Annotated in this window: 17 protein-coding genes; 13 read left to right on the top strand and 4 right to left on the bottom strand. The window is 71.3% G+C overall.

The genetic code is table 11. From position 1 onward, the window contains the following. Positions 1-54 precede the first annotated feature (54 nt). The 3 genes from ACQPY0_RS55485 to thpR all read left to right on the top strand — a co-directional run bounded on the left by ACQPY0_RS55485 (position 55) and on the right by thpR (position 2663). Positions 55-861: a maleylpyruvate isomerase family mycothiol-dependent enzyme gene (locus tag ACQPY0_RS55485; RefSeq protein ID WP_432980854.1), complete on the top strand. Its 807-nt coding sequence runs from the start codon at positions 55-57 to the stop codon at positions 859-861. Positions 862-1806: 945 nt separating this feature from the next. Beyond that, entirely contained in the window at positions 1807-2085 is a 279-nt protein-coding gene (locus tag ACQPY0_RS55480) for a hypothetical protein (RefSeq protein ID WP_432980851.1), read from the top strand. 20 nt (positions 2086-2105) lie between these two features. Then, positions 2106-2663, top strand: a complete 558-nt coding sequence (gene thpR / locus ACQPY0_RS55475) for an RNA 2',3'-cyclic phosphodiesterase (RefSeq protein ID WP_432980848.1) — start codon at positions 2106-2108, stop codon at positions 2661-2663. 52 nt (positions 2664-2715) lie between these two features. On the opposite strand, the gene ACQPY0_RS55470 is transcribed toward thpR, so the two are convergent. The 4 genes from ACQPY0_RS55470 to ACQPY0_RS55455 form a co-directional block, all read right to left on the bottom strand. After that, positions 2716-3702: an aldo/keto reductase gene (locus ACQPY0_RS55470; protein ID WP_432980845.1), complete on the bottom strand. Its 987-nt coding sequence runs from the start codon at positions 3700-3702 to the stop codon at positions 2716-2718. A 53-nt stretch (positions 3703-3755) separates the two neighbouring features. Further along, positions 3756-4838 carry a septation protein SepH gene (gene sepH, locus ACQPY0_RS55465; protein WP_432980842.1) on the bottom strand — a complete coding sequence of 361 codons (1083 nt, stop codon included), beginning with the start codon at positions 4836-4838 and terminating at the stop codon, positions 3756-3758. A gap of 181 nt (positions 4839-5019) precedes the next feature. Continuing rightward, positions 5020-6138, bottom strand: a complete 1119-nt coding sequence (gene serC / locus ACQPY0_RS55460) for a phosphoserine transaminase (protein WP_432980839.1) — start codon at positions 6136-6138, stop codon at positions 5020-5022. Between the two features lie 87 nt (positions 6139-6225). Next, entirely contained in the window at positions 6226-7332 is a 1107-nt protein-coding gene (locus tag ACQPY0_RS55455; RefSeq protein WP_432980836.1) for a citrate synthase 2, read from the bottom strand. Between the two features lie 136 nt (positions 7333-7468). Between ACQPY0_RS55455 and pdxH the strand changes: the two genes are divergently transcribed. From pdxH to ACQPY0_RS55405, 10 genes are all read left to right on the top strand, one after another. Beyond that, complete coding sequence (gene pdxH, locus ACQPY0_RS55450; protein ID WP_432980833.1) at positions 7469-8128, top strand: pyridoxamine 5'-phosphate oxidase; 660 nt, start codon at positions 7469-7471, stop codon at positions 8126-8128. Beyond that, on the top strand, positions 8125-9390 hold the full coding sequence (locus ACQPY0_RS55445) for an MFS transporter (protein WP_432980830.1): 1266 nt from the start codon (positions 8125-8127) through the stop codon (positions 9388-9390). The genes pdxH and ACQPY0_RS55445 overlap by 4 nt, the downstream gene beginning before the upstream one ends. 16 nt (positions 9391-9406) lie before the next feature. Continuing rightward, positions 9407-10342: an aldose 1-epimerase family protein gene (locus ACQPY0_RS55440; protein ID WP_432980827.1), complete on the top strand. Its 936-nt coding sequence runs from the start codon at positions 9407-9409 to the stop codon at positions 10340-10342. A 9-nt stretch (positions 10343-10351) separates the two neighbouring features. Next, positions 10352-10969: a nitroreductase family protein gene (locus tag ACQPY0_RS55435; RefSeq protein WP_432980824.1), complete on the top strand. Its 618-nt coding sequence runs from the start codon at positions 10352-10354 to the stop codon at positions 10967-10969. 54 nt (positions 10970-11023) lie between these two features. Continuing rightward, positions 11024-11314: a type II toxin-antitoxin system VapB family antitoxin gene (locus ACQPY0_RS55430; RefSeq protein ID WP_190249067.1), complete on the top strand. Its 291-nt coding sequence runs from the start codon at positions 11024-11026 to the stop codon at positions 11312-11314. Between the two features lie 17 nt (positions 11315-11331). Further along, positions 11332-12507, top strand: a complete 1176-nt coding sequence (locus ACQPY0_RS55425; RefSeq protein ID WP_432980821.1) for an acyl-CoA dehydrogenase family protein — start codon at positions 11332-11334, stop codon at positions 12505-12507. Between the two features lie 85 nt (positions 12508-12592). Then, the gene (locus ACQPY0_RS55420) at positions 12593-13384 is read left to right on the top strand and encodes a DUF4230 domain-containing protein (RefSeq protein WP_432980818.1); all 792 of its coding nucleotides are present in this window, start codon (positions 12593-12595) and stop codon (positions 13382-13384) included. 159 nt (positions 13385-13543) lie between these two features. Beyond that, positions 13544-14866, top strand: coding sequence for an ABC transporter ATP-binding protein (locus ACQPY0_RS55415; RefSeq protein WP_432980815.1), 1323 nt, complete (start codon positions 13544-13546; stop codon positions 14864-14866). 27 nt (positions 14867-14893) lie between these two features. Then, entirely contained in the window at positions 14894-15880 is a 987-nt protein-coding gene (locus tag ACQPY0_RS55410) for a hypothetical protein (RefSeq protein WP_432980812.1), read from the top strand. 66 nt (positions 15881-15946) lie between these two features. After that, complete coding sequence (locus ACQPY0_RS55405; protein WP_432980809.1) at positions 15947-16411, top strand: DUF4442 domain-containing protein; 465 nt, start codon at positions 15947-15949, stop codon at positions 16409-16411. Positions 16412-16421: the final 10 nt, after the last annotated feature.

The raw sequence follows: 16421 nt of genomic DNA, 5'->3' as shown, positions 1-16421 counted from the left end.
CGCCCCGCCACGGGCGGCAGATTTTTGTCGTACCCATGTGGTTGAGTCACGGTCATGGAGCGATCGCGTCTGCTGCAGTGTCTGGCCGCCGACTACATGCGTCTGCGCGAGGTGGCCGGCGCCGGCCTGACGGCCAAGGTTCCCAGCTGCCCCGGCTGGACCGTGGCGGATCTCGTCCGCCACGTAGGCCAGGTCTATCTGCACAAGGCCGAGGTCCTGCGCACCGGTGCCTGGCCCGAGCAATGGCCCCCGCCGGAGATCGCGACCGAGAACCCGATCGCCCTGCTGGATCGGGGCTACGGGGCGGTGACCCATGAGTTCTCCCGCCGCGGCGACGCCGACCATGCGCTGACCTGGCACGACCCGGACCAGACGGTCAAGTTCTGGATCCGCCGCATGGCCCAGGAGTCGGTGATCCACCGTCTCGACGCCGAACTGGCCCACCACACCGAATCGGCCCCGATCCCACCCGATCTGGCCCGGGACGGCATCGACGAGGTCCTCCGCCTCTTCCTGAGCTACGGCTCCCACACCTGGCAGGAGGACTTCGCCCCGGCCCTGTCCAAGGCCACGGGCTACGACATCCGAATCCAAGCTGCCGGCGATCCTGCGGTGATCACCGACGCCTGGCTCATCCGGACCGGCTCCGAGGGTGTCTCGGTCACCTCGGCGAGTCCGAACCGAACCATCGCTGATTCCCAGCCGGACGCGACCGTAACGGGCCCACCGGCCGAAATTCTGCGATGGCTTTGGGCACGCGAATCAAACCCAACGACCGATGTGCATCAACCGATCCGAGTGGAAGGTAACGAGGAGGCCATCACCGAACTCCGATCCTTGTTGACGGCCGGCACGCAATAACGACGAGGCCGGGGCGCGACGGGCGCGGAGCCTTGGACGGCGGTGAGGCCGGGCAAGCGGCGGCGAGGGGGCGCCGCTGGCCCGACCTCATCGCCCCAGGACGCGACTGGTCGGCGGCAACGCGCGAAATCGGTGGCTTTCGCTGTCGTGTGAGCTTAGTCTCATCTCGTGGGTGGCGTGTTGCACGGCCTGCTGGTGGCCGGCGTCATCGGGCTGATTGCCGTGGCGCCGTGTGTTGTCTGTGCGCTGCTCATCTCCGCCGATGAGATCTTCTCGCAGGGCTGGCAGTGGATCCGGCGGCTGTTGCCCTCGCGGGTGCGGGCCCGGCTCGACGAGCGGGCCGAGCGGGCGCGACAGCGGGACATGGAGCGGGTCAAGCGGGACCGGTGGCGGGCGCGGTCCGGCCACCCGCGGGCGGGGCGGCGGTCGTGGTTCGGCCCAGGGCGGGATGAGTGCCGCGGGCGGTTCGGCCAGGGGCCGGGTGAGTGGCGCGGGCGGTTCAGCGGGGCGGGCGATGAGGGTGCGCTCCCGCGGCGGCCGCGGCCCGGTGGTGAGACCGGAGGCCTGGACCCGATCGGCGGCGGTGGGCAAGCGTCTGGCGGCGGTGGGCAGGCGCCTGGCGGTGGGCGGCGGGCGGGGTCCGGTGGTGGGACCTGGGGCCCGGACCCGGTCGGCGGCGGCGGTAGGCAGGCGTCTGGCGGCGGTGGGCAAGCGCCCAGCGGTGGGCGACGGGCGGGGTCCGGTGGTGGGACCTGGGCCCCGGACCCGGTCGGCGGTGGGCAAGAGCCTGGTGGCGGGTGGCGGGCGTGGTTCGGGGGGCGCAGCGGTGGGGCGCGGTATGGGCGGCGGGGGCCGGCCGGTGGATGGCTTCGGGGGAGCTGGTTCGGTCGGCGGTGGCGGCTGCGGCGCGTCGGGCGGGACATCGACCAGGGCAGTCGCGGGCGGGTGCCCCAGGTCGCCGGGCCGCCCATCGAGCAGGTGGCCGGGGACCTTCGGCGGCTCAACCGGCTGCGGGAGAGCGTCGCCATGCGGTCGCGGGTCTGGTTCGTGGCGGTGCAGGAGGCGTACGACGAAGGGTTGCACACCGCCTGTGTGCAGCTTGGCGTGGAGGAGCATCTCGACGGGCTGGCCGGGGTCGATCTCGAGCTGGAGCGGCTCCGGGTCGAGGGGGAGCTGCAGCGGGCCGGGCTCGTGTTGAGAAACGCCGGCGCCCAGCAGTGTTGAGACGACGAAAGTAGTGGGTTTTGCGGGTTTTCATGGCGGCGTATCCGCCGGCCGAGGTGCGGGAGCACTTCAAGAGCGTGGTTGACCGGCTGGCCGTGGCCCGGCCCCGGGAGAGGTCGGTCCGGCTCGCCCCGCCCGAGCGGTGGCACCTGACCGTCGCGTTCATCGGGGAGGTGGAGGACGAAACGGCGTCCGTCGGCGCGCTCGAAGAGCTGGCGGGGGTGCCCGCGCCCAGTGTGCGGATCGCCGGGGGCCGGACGCTCGGGCGCAGGCAGTTCAAGCATCTCGTGACCGGCATCGAGAGCGAGGACGGCGGGGGTGGGCTCAGGCAGCTGGGCGGGGCGGTTCGCAAGGCGTTGCGGCGGCACCGGCTGCCGTTCGACCGGCGGGACTGGCAGCCCCACGTGACGATCGCGCGGCCGGGGGACGTTCTGACGCCCGAGGAGCTGGCCGGGGATTTGCGGACGCTCCGGGAGTACCGGGGGCCGCTGTGGCGCGTCGGCGAGGTACGACTCATGCGCAGCCGGCTCGGGCCTCAGCCGGAGTATGACGTCCTGGCCACCGTCGCATTGGCATGACAACGGCGCCGGCCGAAGGTGTCACGGCCGGCGCCGTCAACCGGGTGGCCGGTTACCAGGCCCAGGCCTCCGGGCCGGGGCCGCCCTTGCCGACCGGCGGGAACAGCTCGTCCAGGCGGTCCAGCGTGGCCTGCTCCAAGGTCAGGCCCAGGGTGCCCAGCGTGCTGTCCAGCTGCTCCAGCGTGCGGGGGCCGATGATCGGGGCCGTCACCGCCTCCTGGGCCAGCAGCCAGGCCAGGGCCAGGTTCGACGGGTCGGTGCCCAGCTCGGCGGCCAGCTTCTCGAAGGCCTCCAGGGCGCTGCGGTGCTTCTCGAGGTCGTCGGCGGCGCGGCCCTCGGCCGAGCGGCCCGCGCTGCCCGCCGCCAGCTTGGCCAGGGCGCCGCTGAGCAGGCCGCCGTGCAGCGGGGACCAGGGGATGACACCCAGGCCGTAGTGCCGGGCGGCGGGGAGGACCTCCAGCTCGACCGTGCGGGCCATGAGGTTGTAGATGCACTGCTCGGCGACCAGGCCCAGGAAGTTGCGCGACCGGGCGGACTCCTGGGCGGCGGCGATGTGCCAGCCGGCGAAGTTGGAGGATCCGACGTACAACACCTTGCCCTGCGCGACGAGGACCTCCATCGCCTGCCAGATCTCCTCCCACGGCGTGGCCCGGGAGATGTGGTGCATCTGGTACAGGTCGATGTAGTCGGTTCGCAGGCGCCGCAGCGACGCGTTGGCCTCGGCGATGATGTGGCGCGCGGAGAGGCCCTGGCCGTTGGGCCACTCCTGCATCTTGCCGTAGACCTTGGTGGCCAGGACGACCTTCTCGCGGCGGCCGCCGCCCTGCGCGAACCAGTTGCCGATGATCGTCTCGGTGACGCCCTCGCCGAGCTTCCAGCCGTACACGTTCGCGGTGTCGAAGAAGTTGATGCCGTGCTCCAGCGCGCGGTCCATGATCGCGAAGCTGTCCGGCTCGGTGGTCTTCGGCCCGAAGTTCATGGTGCCCAGGCAAAGACGGCTCACGGAGAGCCCGGTCCGCCCGAGGTTGGTGTACTTCATGGATACCAACCTAGCCGCATTTCGCGCCGGCTCCGCTCGCGTCGCGCGGGCGGTCAGGAGGTCTCGCGGGCGGCGGGGGCGCCGCCGAAGAGGACGTCGTCCCAGCTCGGCAGGCGCTTGCGGGGCTTCTCCGCGGCCGCCGAGGGCTGCTCGACCGCCGCGGCCGCCGACGCCGTGTTGCGGCGCGGGCGCAGGACCGCCAGCGACGGCACGGCCGGGACCTCCTTGCTCTGGTCCGTGTCCTCGTCGAACGGGGACCGGCCGATGAGCGCGGCGGCACCGCGGGCGCGGTTGTCGTGCTTGACCGGCGGCGGCGTGACGACCGGCTCCTCGCTGGGCTGCGAGCCCAGCGGCCGGTCCAGCGAGGCGAGCAGCGCGTCGCGGCCGGCGCGGATCGGGTCGTTGCCCAGCGTGCGGCCGCCCGGGCGGCGCTCGGGCGTGGCCGGGCGGATCGGCTCGTGGCCGCCGCTGCGCACGGCGTCGGGGCGCAGGCCGAGGTCGCCGCGGCTGGTCTCGCCGCGGGCGGGCAGGGCGCGCTCGGTCGCGGGCGGCTCCTGGCCGAGGATGCCGGCGCCGCGCTCGGTGCACAGATACTGCGCCATGTCGTCGTGCGGCGCGACCAGCTGACGGGCCTTGTCCAGCTCCCAGACGGCCTGGGCGGTCGCCTTGCCGCTCGGCCACGTGGCGGTGATGCGCCAGGTGCCGTCCTCGCGACGATACGCGTCCCAGGAGATCTTCTCCGTGTCGATCCCGTGCTGGCCCAGGCGCGTGTCGACGACCTCGGCCAGGGACGAGCCCTTCTCCGAGGTCTTCAGCCGCGTGCGCCGGGCGTGCTGGGCGAGCATGGCGCGCTCCTGCAGCACCGGGCCCGCGTAGCGCAGAACCCGGTCAATGGGCACGCCGGCGACCCGGGCGACCTCCTCGGCCGACTCGCCGGAGCGGATGCGGGCCTGGATGTCACGCGGCGCGAGCTGCGACGAGCCGGTCTCGACGGTGCTGGTCGGATGGCTGTGATCGGGGCGCAGGGCACTGTGGACGCGTTCGTCGATGGGCAGCGCCAGCAGCCGTCCAACCTCGTCGGCAAGGACGAACGCCTGCCCGTCCTCCGAGAGGGCGACGAATCGCACAGGCCGCATCGCGTGCCTCCGTCCCACCCGCTTCAGGCGCCATCGGCCAGCGCCTTCAAGTCACAGTACGGCAACCCTAGCTGGAATGACCTGCGCCGCGCCGACAGAAACGGGGAATGGAGCAGTGCTTCCCTTCACGACGAAATTACGCTCGGTGTCGGCACTCCCCCGAATCGGTGATTCTTCGGCATCAAAGCCGTTCGATGACGAAGTCGATGCACACGGTCAGCGCCTCGACGTCCGCGGGGTCGACGCCCGGGAACATCGCGATGCGCAACTGGTTGCGGCCGAGCTTGCGATACGGCTCGGTGTCCACGATCCCGTTCGCGCGCAGCGCCTTGGAGATCGCGGTCGCGTCGATCGAGTCGGCGAAGTCGATCGTGCCCACCACGTTGGAGCGCACCGCCGGGTCGGCGACGAACGGGGTGGCCACGGCGGAGCGCTCGGCCCAGCCGTAGAGGATCGAGGCCGACTCGGCGCTGCGCTTCGCGGCGAACGACAGCCCGCCCCCGGCCAGCATCCAGTCGACCTGCTCGGCGGCCATGAAGATGGTGGCCAGCGCCGGGGTGTTGTAGGTCTGCTCCAGCCGGGAGTTGTCGATCGCCGTCTGCAGGTCGAGGAAGTCGGGGATGTATCGCCCGGACTCCTTGATCTGCGCGGTGCGGGCGATGGCGGCCGGCGACATCAGCGCGATCCACAGCCCGCCGTCGGAGCCGAAGCCCTTCTGCGGCGCGAAGTAGTAGACGTCGGTCTGGGACACGTCGACGTCGAGCCCGCCGGCGCCCGAGGTCGCGTCGGTCAGGTGCAGAGCGCCTTCATCGGTACCGCCGAGCCGCCGCACCGGCACCGCGACGCCGGTCGAGGTCTCGTTGTGGGGCGAGCAGTACGCGTCCACGCCCTCCTCGGCGCGCAGGAAGGCGCCGGTGCCCGGCTCGGCCTTGATCACGGTCGGCTCGCCGAGGAACGGGGCCTTCTTGGCGGCCCCGGCGAACTTGGCACCGAACTCGCCGAAGCTGGCGAACTGCGCCCGGTCGCGGATCAGGCCGAAGACCGCGACCTCCCAGAAGGCGGTGCTGCCGCCGTTGCCGAGCACGACCTCGTAGCCCTCGGGCAGGCTGAACAGGTCCGCGAGGCCGTGCCGCAGCCGGGCCACCTGGTCCCGGACCGGCTTCTGCCGGTGGCTGGTGCCCATCCAGGTCGAGGCCACGCCGGCGAGGGCCTGCACAGCCTCGGGCCGCACCTTGCTCGGGCCGGACCCGAAGCGTCCGTCGGCGGGCTTGATCTCATCGGGGATGCGGATTTCAGCCATCTGAGTACTCCGGGGTGCGGCGGGCGGGCGGGTACCCCGCGGATCCTGCCACCTTCCGCGCCGCAGCCCCGGCACATTTAACGAGCGTCACACACCGTGCGGGATGCGGTCCCAGCCCTCGACGTCCTGCGGCTTGCGCGGGCCCGGGCCGACGTACTTCGCCGACGGCCGCACCAGCCGCCCCAGCTCCTTCTGCTCCAGGATGTGCGCGCTCCACCCGGCGACCCGGGCGCACGTGAACATCGACGTGAACATGTGGGCCGGCACCTCGGCGAAGTCGAGCACGACGGCCGACCAGAACTCGACGTTGGTGGCCAGCACGCGGTCGGGCCGGCGGGCGTGCAGCTCCTCCAGCGCGGCCTTCTCCAGGGCCTCGGCGACCTCGAAGCGCGGTGCGCCCAGATCCTTGGCGGTGCGGCGCAGCACGCGGGCGCGCGGGTCCTCGGCGCGGTACACCCGGTGGCCGAAGCCCATCAGCCGCTCACCGCGGTCGAGGACGTTCTTGACGTAACCCTCGGCGTCGCCGCTGCGCTCGACCGCCTCGATCATGCCGAGCACCCGGGACGGGGCGCCGCCGTGCAGCGGGCCCGAGAGGGCGCCGATGCCGGAGGAGATGCAGGCGGCCGCGTCGGCACCGGTGGAGGCGACCACGCGGGCGGTGAAGGTGGAGGCGTTCATGCCGTGCTCGGCGGCGGAGATGAAGTACGCGTCGACCGCCTTGACGTGCCGCGGGTCCGGCTCGCCGCGCCAGCGGCGCATGAACCGCTCGACGATGGTCTCCGCCTTGTCGATCTCCTTCTGCGGCACGGCCGGCAGGCCGAGCCCGCGGGCCGCCTGGGCGACGAAGGACAGGGCGGTGACGCTGACCCGGGCCAGGTCCTCGCGGGCCTGGGGGGTCTCGATGTCCAGCAGCTGGCCGAGGCCCCAGTAGGGCGCCAGCATCGCGACGGCCGACTGCACGTCGACGCGGATGTCGCCCGAGTGGACCGGCACCGGGAACGGCTCGGCCGGGGGCAGGCCCGGGCCGAACTTTCCGTCGACGAGCAGGGCCCAAACGTTGCCGAACGACACCTGACCGATGAGATCCTCGATGTCGACGCCGCGATAACGCAGGGCGCCGCCTTCCTTGTCGGGCTCCGCGATTTCCGATTCGAAGGCGATCACGCCCTCGAGTCCCGGCTTGAAATCGGACATCTCACACTCCTGCTGAATCGGGGTGTCAACTCCCTGACATCTTCGCCTTGCGGCTTGACGAACGCCGCCTGAACGCCGGCTCAGATGTGGCCTGCATGACACATCTTCACGCATATGTGATCGCCGGAGGAAGGATGTGGGCGTGAGCCCCAGCACATCACCGCAGGATTTATCGCGCATGCGCACCGAGTACGAGGGCGAGTTCGGCGAGGATTCGATCGCCGGGAACTGGCTCGACCAGTTCGCCACCTGGTTCGCCGACGCCGTGGCGGCCGGGATGCCGGAGCCCAACGCCATGCTGCTGGCCACCGCGGACGCCGACGGCCGCCCGTCGGCGCGAACGGTGCTGCTGAAGAGTTACGACGAGCTCGGGTTCACCTTCTTCACCAACTACGGGTCGCGCAAGGGCCACGACCTCGCCGCGAATCCTCGTGCGACCCTCGTCTTCCCCTGGTACCACCTGCACCGCCAGGTCATCGTGAGCGGCGTGGTGACGAAGGTCTCGCGCGAGGAGACCGAGGAGTACTTCGCGGTGCGGCCCCGCGGCGCGCAGCTGGGCGCCTGGGCGAGCCCGCAGTCGACCGTGATCGGCTCCCGGGCCGACCTGGAAGGCTGGTGGGCCGACGCGGAGCGGCGCTTCGGCGACGGGCCGGTCGAGGCGCCGCCGCACTGGGGCGGGTTCCGGGTCGCCCCGGACGAGGTCGAGTTCTGGCAGGGCCGCGCGAGCCGGCTGCACGACCGGCTGCGCTTCACCACGACCGGCGGCACGGGGAAGCTCGAACGGCTCGCGCCGTGACGGCGGTCGAGGACGAGCGGGAGCAGCGGCGCGAGCCGAGGGGCTGGCTGCGCCGGCACGCGATCGACATCCGGCCGCTGCGCCACGGCGCGTACCGCCGCATCTTCATCGGCAACGCGGTGGCGTTCTTCGGTGTGCAGTTCACCGCCGTCGCCGTGCCGGTGCAGGTGTACACCATCACGAGGTCCTCCCTGTGGGTCGGCGTCGCGAGCTTCGTCGGCCTCGTCCCGCTCATCGTCTTCTCGATCTGGGGCGGCGCGATCGCCGACGCCTACGACCGGCGCAAGGTGCTGCTCGTCAGCTCGGCCCTGATGTGGGTGACCACCCTCGGCCTGCTGGTCCAGGCCGTGCTGCACCTGGACAACGCGTGGCTGATGCTCGCGCTCATCGCCGCCCAGTCCGCCGCGTTCGGCATCAACAGCCCGGTGCGGCAGGCCATCATCCCGAGCCTCGTCGACGAGCGCGAGGTGGCCTCGGCCAACACGCTGGGCTTCACGGTGTCCAACGTGGCCGCGATCGGCGGCCCGGTCGGCGCCGGCATCGTCATCGCCGCGTTCGACTTCTCCGCCGCCTACGCGGTCGACGCGGTGCTGTTCACCGTCGTGCTGTGGGCCGCGCTGCGCCTGCCGGAGCTCCCGCCCACGGGGGCGAAGAACAGCGCCGGGCTGCGCGACATCGGCGTCGGGCTACGCTTCCTGGCCGCGCACAAGCTCATCCTGCTCACCTTCGCCATCGACATCGCCGCGATGGTGCTGGCCATGCCCAAGGCGCTGTTCCCGGTCGTCGCCGACGAGCGCTTCGGCCAGGCGTCACTCGGCTGGCTGTACTCCTCGATCGCCATCGGCGCCGTGATCGCCGGCCTGACGTCGGGCTGGATCAACCGGGTCCACCGCCGCGGGATCGCGCTCGTGGCCGCCGTCGTGGGCTGGGGCGTGGCGGTCGCCGCGGCCGGGGCGGTGCCGTGGCTGTGGGCATGTGTAGCTTTCATGGCTCTGGCGGGGGCGGCCGACATGATCAGCGGGGTGTACCGCCAGACGGTGCTCCTCAGCGCCCCCGACGAGATGCGCGGGCGCCTGCAGGGCGTCTTCTTCGCCGTGGTCGCCGGAGGTCCACGTCTGGGTGACCTCCGGGCCGGTTCGATGGCCGACGCGACGGGCGCGACCTTCTCCTGGGTCAGCGGCGGGATCGCGGCCGCGGTGGTCGCGATACTGCTCGCGGCGTCGTTCCCTGTGCTCCTCCGCTACACCGACACGACGCAGTGACGATATTGTCGCGCTCATGGACACCGCCGCCGCCGCGCAGCTCTCGCACGCCCCTTCGGGTACACAGTGGACGATCCGTTCGGGCGGCCAGGAGGCCGTCATCGTCGAGGTGGGCGGTGGCGTGCGCGCCTTCTCCGCCGACGGGCGGGACGTCGTCGCCGGATACGCCGAGCACGAGCGGGCCGTCGGCTGCGCCGGCCAGGTCCTCGCGCCCTGGCCGAACCGGATCCGCGACGGGCAGTACACCTTCGGCGGCGAGCACCAGCAGCTGCCCCTGACCGAGCCGGAGCGGCACAACGCGATCCACGGCCTGGTGAACTGGGCCCGCTGGAGCCTCGTCGACGCCGCGCCCGACCGCGTGACCGTGGCGCACGACCTCGTGCCGCAGCCCGGCTACCCGTGGCCGCTGCGGCTGTCGACGACGTGGTCGGTGAGCGAGGCCGGCCTGCGCGCCGAGCACGAGGTCACCAACACCGGCGACATCGCGGTGCCCTTCGGCCTGGCCACCCACCCCTACGTGCTCGTGCCCGGCGTGCCGGTCGACGAGCTGACCCTGCGCGTGCCGGCCCGCAGCCGGCTGCTCGTCGACGCCCGCCTGCTGCCGATCGGCGCGGCGAAGGTCGCCGGCAGCGAGTACGACTTCACCGAGGGCCGGCGCCTCGGCGCGACCGTGCTCGACACCGCGTTCGGCGAGGTGGATGCGGACGCCGAGGGCGGCTCGCGGGTCACCGTCGAGGCCCCCGACGGCCGCGGCGTCGTCGTGTGGGCCGACGCCGCCTTCACCTGGTGGCAGGTGTACTCCTCCGACACCCTCCCCGCCGACCGGCTGCGCAAGGCCCTGGCGATCGAGCCGATGACCTGCCCGCCGGACGCCTTCCGCTCCGGCCGCGACGTCGTGACCCTCGAGCCCGGTTCGACCTGGCAGGGCGCGTGGGGGATCCGCGCGATCTAGGCTTCACCTGTGGAGCTCTCCGAGGTGATCCGCCGGCGGCGGATGGTGCGCAACTATGACCCCGACCGTCCGGTGCCGGCGGAGATCGTCGAGAGGCTGCTCGGCTACGCCGTGCACGCCCCCTCGGCGGGCTTCTCCCAGGGCTGGGAGTTCCTGCTGCTCGACACCCGCGGGGACGTCGAGCGCTTCTGGACGGCCACGACGCCGGAGGAGCAGCTGCCGACGGCGTGGCTCGACGGGATGAGCCGCGCGCCCGTCGTCGTCGTGCCGCTGAGCCACCGCGACGCCTACCTCGACCGCTACGCCCAGCCCGACAAGGGCTGGACCGATCGCGACGAGGCCCGCTGGCCGGTGCCGTACTGGCACATCGACACCGGCATGGCGAGCCTGCTGGTGCTGCTCGGCGCGGTCGACGAGGGGCTCGGAGCGTGCTTCTTCGGCATCACCCCCGAGCGGATCCCGCAGTTCCGCGCCGAGTTCGGGGTGCCGGATGCCTACACGCCGATCGGCGCGGTCACCATCGGCTACCGGGCCGTCGACAAGCGCTCGCCGTCGCTCAAGCGGGGGCGCCGGGAGTCTCCGAGCGTTACGCACCGCGGCAACTGGGGTAACCGAACGGTCTCGTGACGTATTTCTGTCGCACCCGGTCGGTACCCTGACACGGTCAGGGGGGTGACGTTCATGATCTTCAAGGCGGTCCGCGACGGTCGGCCGTATCCGGAGCATGGGCTGACGCTGAAGCAGTGGTCCGAGATCCCGCCGCGGCCGGTGCGGCTGGACCAGCTCATCACCACCAAGCGCGAGCTGGCGCTGGACAAGCTGCTCGCCGAGGACTCGACGTTCTACGGAGACCTGTTCCCGCACGTGGTGCAGTGGGAGGGCGGCCTCTACCTGGAGGACGGTCTGCACCGGGCGCTGCGGGCCGCGCTGCAACAACGGACCTCGATCCACGCCAGGGTGCTGCAGGCCTAATGCATATTCTGGGGGGCGTGACGACTACGCCGGCGCGCCCCCTCGATCTGCTCGACATCGACGGACTGCACTCCGAGGAGGAGCTGGCGATCCGCGCGCTGGTGCGCCGGGTCGTCGACGACCACGTGCGGCCCAACGTCGCCGGGTGGTATGAGCGGGGTCAGGTGCCGGTGCGCGAGCTGGCCAAGGAGCTCGCCGGCGTGGGGCTGCTCGGCATGCATCTCTCGGGCTACGGGTGCGCCGGGGCGAGCGCGGTGGCCTACGGTCTGGCGTGCCTGGAACTGGAGGCCGGCGACTCGGGCGTGCGCAGCCTGGTCTCGGTGCAGGGGTCGCTGGCGATGTTCGCGATCGCGAAGTTCGGCTCCGAGGAGCAGAAGCAGCAGTGGCTGCCGCGGATGGCGGCCGGTGACGCGATCGGCTGCTTCGCGCTGACCGAGCCCGACCACGGCTCCGACCCGGCCTCGATGACCACCCGGGCCCGGCGCGACGGGGACGACTGGGTCCTCAGCGGCGGCAAGATGTGGATCACCAACGCGCCCGTCGCGGACGTGGCCGTGGTGTGGGCGCGGACCGACGAGGGCATTGCCGGTTTTGCCGTACCGACGGATGCCCCCGGGTTCAGCGCGCGGGAGGTGCACCACAAGCTGTCCCTGCGCGCCTCCTGCACCGGCCAGATCTTCCTCGACGAGGTGCGGCTGCCCGCCTCGGCCCGCCTGCCGCTCGCGCAGGGGCTGAAGGCCCCGCTGTCGTGCCTGACCGAGGCGCGCTACGGCATCGTGTGGGGCGCGCTCGGGGCGGCCCGCGACAGCCTGCACACCGCGCTGGACTATGCCGGGGCGCGGGAGCAGTTCGGCCGGCCGATCGCCGGGTTCCAGCTCACCCAGGCCAAACTCGCCGACGCCGCGGTGGAGCTGCAGAAGGGGTACCTGCTCGCCCTGCACCTCGGCCGCCTCGCCGACGCCGGGAGGCTGCGCCCGGAGCAGGTCAGCGTGGGCAAGCTCAACAACGTGCGCGAGGCGCTCGGCATCGCCCGCCAGTGCCGGACGATTCTCGGCGCCAACGGGATCAGCACGGAGTATCCGGTGATGCGCCACGCCGCCAACCTTGAGACGGTGCTCACATACGAGGGAACGTCGGAGATCCATCAGCTGGTCATCGGCCAGCGCCTCACGGGCCTCGCCGCATTCGCGTAGAACGCGGGCCGAGATCGATTCGCGGCACTTTACTGCTCCCCTTACCGTTGAGGGGGAGTAGATCCTCCGCATCCAGGAGTCAGTCATGGCCGACAATGAAGAGTCGAAGACCTCCGAGTACCCCGAGGTCACGTCGGGTCCTGGGCGGAGCCTCGAGATAGGCGACCCGATCGATCCCCGGGACGACCGTCAGCCGCGCCGGGCCGCCGAGCTCCCGGTCGTCATCAAGCAGGGCGGCGGCGCGATGCGCGGCCTGTTCTGGCTCGTCGCGAGCATCGGCCTGGTCGTCGCGCTCGTGCTCGGGGCCAAGACCATCGGGCTGTTCCCCGGCATGAAGAACCCGTTCGCCCAGGAGCAGACCGACCGCTCCGGCCCGGCGCTGCTCAAGAGCGTCCAGGACCTCAGCCAGTTCGTCGCCGCCGAGGGCAACTTCCAGGTGATCGTGGACGTGCAGAAGGACAGGAAGTACATCCCGGACTTCCTGCTCAATGAGCGCATCCTGTTCGTGGCGGCCGGATCGGTCGAGGTGTATGTCGACTTCTCCGCCATCGGCCAGGGCGCGGTCAAGGAGTCCGAGGACCGCCGCACGGCCGAGATCACCCTGCCGGCGCCGCAGCTGCGGCCGGTGCGGATCGACAACGATCACAGCTACGTCTACCAGGAGGAGCGCGGCGTCTTCAATCGCATGGGCGACGCGTTCAACTCGGACCCGAACCGCCTCCAGGAGGTCTACAAGCTCGCCGAGCAGAAGATCGGCGACGCCGCCAAGGACGCCGGCCTGCAGAAGCGCGCCGAGGATAACACGCGCAAGATGCTGCAGCAGTTTCTGGCCGCGCTGGGGTATACATCAGTGACGGTGAACTTCCCGGCCCCGTGAAGCACGCCGCTGACCTGCGACTTCATTAACAGTAGTTGCGCGGTAACACGCCGAACACTGGTCATTCACCCGATGGACCAAGTTGCGTGCCCCTCATCACAGTATTTGACTCGGGGTAACTGCCGAACCGCGAATTGCTGACCTGGGGTGGAGGTGACGGTGGCTACCGTCGCACTCAAAGACGTAATGAAGGTGTTCGCCGACGGCACGGTTGCCGTCGACCGAGTCAACCTGGACGTGGGACAGGGCGAGTTCATGGTGCTCCTCGGTCCCAGTGGCTGCGGCAAGTCGACGCTGCTGCGCATGGTGGCAGGCCTGGAGGACCCCACCTCGGGCGCCATCATGATGGACGGAGAACTGGCCAACGACCTTCCCCCGCGCGAGCGGGGGGTCGCCATGGTCTTCCAGGACTTCGCCCTCTATCCGCACATGACCGTCGGGGACAACATCGGCTTCCCGCTGCGGCTGTCAGGCGTGGAGCCCGAGCCCCGCGGGGAGCAGGTCGCCGAGGTGGCCAGCGCGCTGGGCATCGGTGACGTCCTGGCCCGCAAGCCCGGGCAGCTCTCCGGTGGCCAGCGCCAGCGCGTGGCGATGGGGCGGGCGATCGTACGCCGGCCGAAGCTCTTCCTCATGGACGAGCCGCTGTCCAACCTCGACAGCGGCCTACGCGCCGAGCTGCGGGCCGAGATCTCCGGCCTCGTGCGGGAGCTCGGCGTCACCACCATCTATGTCACGCACGACCAGGCCGAGGCGCTGACCATGGCCGACCGGGTCGCGATCCTGCGCAAGGGCGTCCTGCAGGACGTGGGCACGCCGACGCAGGTGTACGGCCGGCCGGCCACGCTCTACGTCGCGGCGTTCCTCGGCAGCCCGCGGATGAATCTGCTCGAGGCCGAGGTGTACGTGCACCTCGATCGCCACATCGCGCTGCACATGGGCGACCAGGTGCTGCACCTGCCGTGGAACGACCTGCGCTCGCGCCAGGTCGCGCACTTCCACGGCGAGCGGATCGTCATCGGGGTCCGGGCGGAGGCGCTGACCCCGGTTCCGGACTCGACCACGGGCGACGTGCTGCGCGGCCGCATCCGCTACCTGGAGCACCACGGCCACGAGTCGCTGGCGTTCCTCGACATCGGCGCGACCGCCGTGATCGTCGACGAGATCGGCAAGCCGCCGACGGACGTGCCGATCAACGGTGGCGGCCTGCGCCGGTTCGTCTCCAAGTTCACCGGGCGCGGCGACGACGACCAGGGCGCCGGGGCCGGCAACGGCCGCGGGGTCCCGCAGCAGCGCCGCCCGCAGAACCGCGAGAGCGTGCTGAGCGACCCGGGCCGGCACCACCGCCGCCCCGCCGAGTTGGCGGTGCGACTGGCGCCGTACCCGAATGTCACGCACGGTCATCCATTGACCGTCGCTGTGCGCATGGAGGCTCTGCACTTTTTCGACGAAAGGGGACAACGCATCGACGTGGGGTGGCGCTGAGTGACAAATGTCGCTTAGCCTGCGCCGATGGCAGCCTATGGCGAATCCGGTTCCGGACTGCTCATCATCGAGCGCATCCTGCGCGATCGTGAAGGGATCTGGCGGCAGATCGGCGAGGAGCGTGAGCTCGGCAAGCTGACCCGGCAGATGCTGTACAGCTCCGTAGTGGCTCTGGCCTGCTACGGAGCTGTACTCGGCGCATCTCACAGCGTGGCCATGGCGGCGCTCTCGGCGGTGAAGCTGCCGCTGTTGTTCCTCATGACGCTGGCGATCTGCCTTCCCACGCTGTACCTGTTCAACCTCGTCTTCGGGGCGCGGCTGCAGGTCAAGCAGGCATTGTCGCTCGTCATGGTGACCATCACCGTCACCTCGGTGCTCTCCCTGGCCTTCGCGCCGATCAGCCTGTTCTTCCTCATCACCGCGTTCAGCTACGACTTCTACAAGATTCTGAACGTCGGCATTCTCGCGCTCACCGCCTTCGTCGGGCTGCGGTTCCTGACCAGCGGCATGCGCGCGCTGAACGGGCACACGGCGGCGCTGGCCGCCGCGCGCCGCGCGGAGAAGGCACGGGAGGCGGCCGCCCTCGCCGCGCTGTCCGCGCCCGGCCAGCCCGTGGAGGGCGCTGCGGGGGAGGCCGTCTCGCCGGTGTCGGCAGTGCCGGCACCCGCTCCCGCTCCCGCCGGCAACGGGCTGGTGGCCACCATCGTCGAGGCCCCGTCCGTCCCGGTCGCGCCAATGGTGCCGATCGGGCCCGACGGGCGGCCGTATCCCATGCTCCCCCCGGCGCCCCGCCTGGTTGCGCCGCCCCAGCCGCAGCTGGCGCCGGGGGAGCGGCCGGCCAGCATGACCCTGCTCAACGTGTGGATCCTGCTGTTCGGCTTCGTCGGCACGCAGCTGGCCTGGACGCTGCGGCCGTTCCTGGGCTCGCCGGACAAGCCGTTCGAGTTCTTCCGCAAGATCGAGGGCAACTTCTATGTCGACATGGTCCGCGCCATCGGCGAGCTGTTCACCTGATCGCGCTTTCTCAGGGGCCCCGCGTCGCGGGGCCCCTTCTTGCTACCCACTAGTAACATCTGGCGCATGACTCTGGACTCGAAGGCGCTCGGCGAGAACCTCATCGCGGCCGTCCCGTTCGCGCGCACCCTGGGCATCGAGATCGTCGACCTGCGGCTCGAAAGCGACCTGGTCCGCGCCGTGGCGACCCTGCCCGACGAAGAGCGCCTGCACAATCACGTGGCCGGACCGCACGCGGGCGCGCTGTTCGCGCTGGGGGAGACCGCGTCGGGCGCGGTGGTGATGGCCGCGTTCGGTCCGCACCTGTCGCTCGGGACGCCGCTGGCGGTGCGGTCCGACATCGCCTACGCCAAGCTGGCCCGCGGTCCGGTCCGCGCGACGGCGACGCTGGGCCGCCCCGTCGCCGAGGTCGTCGGCGAACTGGCCGCGGGCGGGCGCCCCGAGTTTCCGGTGAGCATCGAGATCACGCGAGCGGACGGCGCGGTGACCACGACGATGACCGTGGTGTGGACGATCCGCCCGCACGGGTGAACCCCTGCCG

The organism is Dactylosporangium sp. CA-233914 (genome assembly GCF_050942935.1).
GTDB lineage: Bacteria > Actinomycetota > Actinomycetes > Mycobacteriales > Micromonosporaceae > Dactylosporangium.
Note: the sequence above shows the minus strand (reverse complement) of the source record. Positions and strands in the feature narration are given on the sequence as shown.

Bases quoted from the DNA above. Each gene is read 5' to 3' on its own strand.
- ACQPY0_RS55470 (WP_432980845.1), bottom strand. From the start codon at position 3,702: ATGAAGTACACCAACCTCGGGCGGACCGGGCTCTCCGTGAGCCGTCTT.
- ACQPY0_RS55455 (WP_432980836.1), bottom strand. From the start codon at position 7,332: ATGTCCGATTTCAAGCCGGGACTCGAGGGCGTGATCGCCTTCGAATCG.
- serC (WP_432980839.1), bottom strand. From the start codon at position 6,138: ATGGCTGAAATCCGCATCCCCGATGAGATCAAGCCCGCCGACGGACGC.
- ACQPY0_RS55420 (WP_432980818.1), top strand. From the start codon at position 12,593: ATGGCCGACAATGAAGAGTCGAAGACCTCCGAGTACCCCGAGGTCACG.
- ACQPY0_RS55405 (WP_432980809.1), top strand. From the start codon at position 15,947: ATGACTCTGGACTCGAAGGCGCTCGGCGAGAACCTCATCGCGGCCGTC.
- sepH (WP_432980842.1), bottom strand. From the start codon at position 4,838: ATGCGGCCTGTGCGATTCGTCGCCCTCTCGGAGGACGGGCAGGCGTTC.
- ACQPY0_RS55410 (WP_432980812.1), top strand. From the start codon at position 14,894: ATGGCAGCCTATGGCGAATCCGGTTCCGGACTGCTCATCATCGAGCGC.
- ACQPY0_RS55440 (WP_432980827.1), top strand. From the start codon at position 9,407: ATGGACACCGCCGCCGCCGCGCAGCTCTCGCACGCCCCTTCGGGTACA.
- ACQPY0_RS55485 (WP_432980854.1), top strand. From the start codon at position 55: ATGGAGCGATCGCGTCTGCTGCAGTGTCTGGCCGCCGACTACATGCGT.
- ACQPY0_RS55430 (WP_190249067.1), top strand. From the start codon at position 11,024: ATGATCTTCAAGGCGGTCCGCGACGGTCGGCCGTATCCGGAGCATGGG.